Source organism: Spiroplasma sp. ChiS (assembly GCF_002968355.1).
GTDB classification, from domain to species: domain Bacteria; phylum Bacillota_I; class Bacilli_A; order Mycoplasmatales; family Mycoplasmataceae; genus Spiroplasma; species Spiroplasma citri.
In genome coordinates this window covers 1-4,651 of record NZ_PUUH01000315.1, presented here as the reverse complement: position 1 = coordinate 4,651, position 4,651 = coordinate 1, and the positions used below count along the sequence as shown (strand labels likewise).

Genomic DNA, 4,651 nt, shown 5'->3' with positions numbered 1-4,651 from the left:
TAATTGAAAATTAATTGGTAATAAAGATGAAAAAGATATTAATAAAAATAATTATTGAGATATCAGTAATAAATGATATTTTACAGAAAGCGAATTATGATATTTTAATAAATTTTATATAATAATTTGAAAAGATGGTTCAAATTATAAGATTTCAAATTCTCAAGGATTACATGGTACATATACCAATTTAAAAGCAGTTTATCGTTGAGATGGTACTGGTGAACCACAATTACCAACTATCGACAAAAACACCGGTAAAATTATAAATTGAAAAGAACAAAAAGGAACTGAATAACAGTTCCTTTTTTATATTAATCGCACAAATTTCGCATAATGTAAAATAATTAATAAAAAGATATTTGTTATTGTACTATACAACGCTGGATTAAATTTTCATACCTCAAATATTTGACTAAAAAAACTATATACTGTTTCAAAAACCTTTCCAACACCACTCGCTAACTCATTAACTTGTTTAACACCAGGAATAGTGTTAACAATTTAAATCACCGCATTTTTAATGTGAGTTTCTAAATCTCATCAACCTTTAGGAGTTATATATTCCACTTGAAATCATTGTTTATCGGGGAGCAAACCACCATTATTAATCTCTTGTCAATTATAAATCCCAAAATTAAAATCATAATATCGGTACACATCATTCTCTCTTTGTGCTTGTAATTCAAAAACATTATAACGGATTTTTTGTTCTTCAATTTATATTTATCTGAAAAATAAAAATATCGTGGATAAATTTTAAAACCATTATTTACTAATAAACCATATTTTTTATTATAACCTTGAACATAAGTATTATTTTCTAAATCAAAAATCGTGCGTAAATAATTAGTATAAAATTTTTGTGAAATCTTAAACATACTATTTAATAATTTATCAAATTGTAAATTATCGTTAATATTTTCACTCAATAAAATATTATTAAAATTTTGCAATTTCAACGCAAAAAAATTAACTAAAACAGTATCATATTGTAAATTATCAATATACCCATTTTCAATAAACGAACTACGATTTTGAAATACCGGCACCAACGCAGTTGCAAAAAACGACTGTAAAAACTTAGATAAATCAAACTGACCGCTAAACTGTTGATAATATTTTAAATCTTTACTATTTAATGATAAATAAATTAAACCATTAAAATTAAAAACTTCACCCATTCCCATTCGCATAAAACTAAAATTAAAACTTAAATCATCATTATTAACATTATTTAACTCTAAACTACCCGAAATAATTGTATTTGCTTCATCAACAGTCAAAATCATTCGATAAATTGCTTTTTTAATATTTTCAACATCCAATTCATCAACCGTCTCTAAATCAAAAATTATCCGCTTTGTTCCAACCTTATTCGGATTTTCATAATCCCCACTACCACCTTGCTGAACTCTAATATTTTCCTGCAAAACAGAATATAAAGATAAATCAATAAATTCTTTTACGCGAGTTTGTTGATAACTATTTCAATCAGTAATTTCACCAGTGTTTTTATCAATGGTTGGTAATTGTGGTTCACCATTACCATCTCAACGATAAACTGCTTTTAAATTGGTATATGTACCATGTAATCCTTGAGAATTTGAAATCTTATAATTTGAACCATCTTTTCAAATTATTATATAAAATTTATTAAAATATCATAATTCGCTTTCTGTAAAATATCATTTATTACTGATATCTCAATAATTATTTTTATTAATATCTTTTTCATCTTTATTACCAATTAATTTTCAATTATCTTGGTTTAACTTAACTCTTGGATAATGATTTTCTTTATAACGCTCAACATTTTCCACAATTTCTTTCGATACATCAAACAACTGATATTTTACGGCAAAAGAATAAATAAAATCAGTTAAATCATTCAAAAAATTCTCTTTTTTAACATCATAAAATTTTTCAACCATATACGGATTTTTTAAACTATGTCATTGTCGATAATAATTCAAAAATATTTCATTAGGTTTATCATAAACAACTCCGGTTGAATAACTATCTTGTAAAAAATCTAAATACCATTTATCATTAAACAATAAATTTTTTGATGTTTTTAAAGTTGGATTAATAAAGTAATTTGTTTCCGACCAATTTTCAAAAAAACTGCTACGTAAAAACATTGTATTAATAAAATCAGTTTCATTAATACCTTCATGAGTACTTTTTTTTCTCTTGTTTAAGCGTATAATGCTCCTCATTTAAGGGTCTAAACGCCGTTAAAGTAATAAATGGAATAACCAAATCCAAAAAAGTTAAAATAAATATGGCAAATAAATATGATAAATTACGCATTATTCTTTACCACCTTTCTTATTTTTAAAATTAATTATAAATAAAATACATCAAACTAATTCAAATCAAAAAAACAAATTTGCAAATAACATATATCAAAATAAAATGCCAAATTCATTAATTAATCTATCTCATTTATCGTAAATTGACCCAATAAATAAAGAAAAACCAAAACCAACAACTAAAATATATACTAATATTTCTCATCATTTTTCTTTTAAAAACTTTAAAATTTTAATTTTCATAAACTTAACTCCTAACTATACAATGTTTTTGAAACAATAAACCCAACAATATATAAACTTGATATCGTTAACATTAACGGATGACTAAACAAAACTGCCATTCTCCCAAATAATCAAATCAACTAAGTATCAGAATTATATAAATCCATAATAATATTTTTGCCGATGTAAATTGATTAATAATAACAGTAATAAAACCAGTTCCAAATATCGCGATTGCCGCAAACAATAAAGCTAATTTAATCAATACTTTTTATCTCCTTTAAATTTAGTACTTCTAATATTTTTTGCTTGATATCTAATACTTTGTCGTTTAAGTTCTTTTTCAACTTGCTGCTTATTACTATTTTGATAAACATTTTTACCAACATTAATACCTTTTCGTACAGTTGACGAATATACTTGCGAAACACCATTATTAACTGTCGAACCTAAATTATTATATTGTGTTGATGTGCCGTGAATTGCATAAATAGATAACTTAATAACCATAAAAAAAACTAAAAAATAAGCAATAGATATATTTGTCATCGGTAATTTTGTATTTCAAATTACATCAAAAATAAACAAAAATATATCAAAAACAAAACTAAAAATCTTATCTCAATTACTATTATTATTTTTAACTAATAAATTAATCATCTTTACCATTTCCTTTCTCTTTTTTAGGTTTTAAATTCTTTTTCAAAATATCAATATCAAACAATTCTAATCGTTCTTTAACACTTAACTTTGTAATTTCTGACCAATAATATTCTTTTTTATCAACAACTTCGTCATTCTTTAAATCACGCACAAACTTTAACCATTGACTATCATACTTATTAGCGAATTCAAGGGGAATTATTATTTTAAAAAACCGAATTCCTAACCCAACATCCGACKTATGTTTTGCTCTTTTRCCTTCTRCTGTTCGTTCTACTGATTTTGTTTTTCAAATTTCATAATCCGTTATATCTTGGAAAATCCCAATTCGCATAATAAAGAAACGATTAAAAAAATTAAATCCTTTTTTAGCAACGGGTTTTTTCAATGAAATTGGAATAATAATCCCACTTGCTAACTGGCAAATATTGTTTCAAATCATACCYTCACGCTKAGCAGTAAACAACGCACGATTMCCAAAATGTCTCGCTAAAACAATTCACGGTATTTTACCACTATGAACTTTTTTCTCATCATGAGGACTAGTTCCATCAATATACAAATAACTTTCATCAAATAAAATAACACTATCATCTGGGGGAACCGGTTTTGTTCTATCTGTAAAATCTAAATTTTTAAATGTTAAAACTTTAACTTTATCATCTTCTAACGGATAATTACTATAAATTTCATCTGTCAATAATTTCATAGTTTGCGACAAATAAGTTAAAAGTAATGTTTTACCAGTTCCTAACTTACCAATAATTACCGATAACGAATTATCTCAAACAAAATTTACTAACCGAAAAGAATTTAACTGATAAAAAATATTTTTTCACAATCATCACACAAAATATACACATTGCAAAGCAAATAATATTCAAAATACTAAACCAACACAATACAAAGAAATTATCCAAAGTAATAAATCAATTAAACTAAACAAAAGCATTGAACCACTAATATAACAATAGTTTTTAAAGAAAAATATAAATTTTTTCATTATTTAAAATACCCAACTATTTTAAAAACCATTCACAAGAAAAACCAAGTTAAAAACAAAATCACAATTCAAACACCAACCATCAAAGTTAAATATTCATTTTGTGTTAAATTCCACATTGTAATACTTTCAACATTCGTTTTATCTATAAACAAAATAGACTGTATAAAAAAAGTAGGGTATAAAAATATAAAGAAATTAAATAAGAATAATTAAACCATTTACTAAAATGGTTTTTTTATTTGAAAAAACCTAAAATAACTAATTGATTCAAAACAAGGACAGCATCTTTATATATTTATAATTTTTAAAATAATAAAAAAGTTGTTTCCTTTCTGAAAAAAACCATATTAAATTAAGAAATTAGTAAATAATACACATACTAACTTAGTAAAGGTGTTGTCCTTGTTTTGTTTCACTTAGTTATATTAATAAATCAATC

Annotated in this window: 6 protein-coding genes and 2 pseudogenes; 1 reads left to right on the top strand and 7 read right to left on the bottom strand. The window is 24.3% G+C overall.

Features of this window, described 5'->3' with window-relative positions:
* A pseudogene (locus tag C6B38_RS10720) lies at positions 1-298 on the top strand (DUF3688 family protein); the annotation flags it as partial.
* Positions 299-309: 11 nt separating this feature from the next.
* Here C6B38_RS10720 and C6B38_RS08880 read toward each other — a convergent pair.
* The 7 genes and pseudogenes from C6B38_RS08880 to C6B38_RS08855 form a co-directional block, all read right to left on the bottom strand.
* Positions 310-2,316 (bottom strand): annotated as a pseudogene (locus C6B38_RS08880) (spiroplasma phage ORF1-like family protein).
* A complete protein-coding gene (locus C6B38_RS08875) occupies positions 2,316-2,561 on the bottom strand; it encodes a hypothetical protein (RefSeq protein ID WP_199558627.1) in 246 nt (81 codons plus the stop codon). Before C6B38_RS08875 ends, C6B38_RS08880 begins: the two are co-directional and overlap by 1 nt.
* A gap of 11 nt (positions 2,562-2,572) precedes the next feature.
* Positions 2,573-2,662 (bottom strand): hypothetical protein, encoded by a 90-nt coding sequence (locus C6B38_RS12495; RefSeq protein ID WP_443028762.1) that lies wholly within the window; start codon positions 2,660-2,662, stop codon positions 2,573-2,575.
* A complete protein-coding gene (locus tag C6B38_RS12490) occupies positions 2,635-2,790 on the bottom strand; it encodes a hypothetical protein (RefSeq protein WP_443028763.1) in 156 nt (51 codons plus the stop codon). The genes C6B38_RS12495 and C6B38_RS12490 overlap by 28 nt, the downstream gene beginning before the upstream one ends.
* Before the next feature lie 5 nt (positions 2,791-2,795).
* Complete coding sequence (locus tag C6B38_RS08865; protein ID WP_105299352.1) at positions 2,796-3,203, bottom strand: hypothetical protein; 408 nt, start codon at positions 3,201-3,203, stop codon at positions 2,796-2,798.
* The gene (locus C6B38_RS08860; protein WP_105299351.1) at positions 3,196-4,209 is read right to left on the bottom strand and encodes a hypothetical protein; all 1,014 of its coding nucleotides are present in this window, start codon (positions 4,207-4,209) and stop codon (positions 3,196-3,198) included. The genes C6B38_RS08865 and C6B38_RS08860 overlap by 8 nt, the downstream gene beginning before the upstream one ends.
* On the bottom strand, positions 4,209-4,400 hold the full coding sequence (locus tag C6B38_RS08855) for a DUF2649 family protein (RefSeq protein WP_105299350.1): 192 nt from the start codon (positions 4,398-4,400) through the stop codon (positions 4,209-4,211). The genes C6B38_RS08860 and C6B38_RS08855 overlap by 1 nt, the downstream gene beginning before the upstream one ends.
* Positions 4,401-4,651: the final 251 nt, after the last annotated feature.